The 678-nt window shown below is 52.7% G+C and carries 1 pseudogene; it reads right to left on the reverse strand.

Annotated elements, in window-relative coordinates:
- Positions 1–377, reverse strand: a pseudogene (locus AC1DVH_RS32310) (EamA family transporter); the annotation flags it as partial.
- Positions 378–678 lie beyond the last annotated feature (301 nt).

A 678-nucleotide genomic window follows, 5' to 3' on the forward strand; every position in this document is an offset into this window, starting at 1 on the left:
ATCCACAAAAAGTCGATAGCGCGACGCGAGGCGTAGATCGCCACGGCCAGTGGGCCGGTGAATTCAAGAGCCACCGCGATGCCCAGCGGGACGGTTTGCAATGACATATAGAAGAGGAAGTTCATGCCGCCCAGCGCCATCCCGTAGACGATGACGGTGCGCAGGGATCTTGCGGTGAATTTTGCCCGCCATGGACGCAGTATCAGCATCATGATCACGCTGGCAAAAATCAGTCGTAATGTTGTCGTCCCCTGAGGGCCAACAACGGAGAACATGCTTTTGGCCAGGGAGGCTCCGGACTGGATCGATGCCATGGCTATGAGCAGCAGTCCAACCGAGAACAGGGTAGAGGCCAGGCTGCGAGGCTGATCATTCATTACGTGGCATCGTCCGAAATATAGGAATCAAGGGTATTTCTTTTTGTGTTGGGCAATATACTGCGCATTCCCCGCAGGCGCGTCTATATATATGCAGTGTTTTTGTACATGTCGGTAGAAAGCCAGAATCAGTGCTTGACGGCAGATTCTGGAGGCCTATAATTCGCCCCACTTCCGGCGCAGTCGAAACGGAAAACTCYTTGGTAAACAATGAGTTATGCAGTTTTCGGCAGCAGGTTGCTTCAGGTCATCGAAGCCAAAAGGGAGTTGAAAAAGAGGTGTTGACAGCAGCGTGTAACGC

Source organism: Pseudomonas sp. P4_C3, from assembly GCF_056402075.1.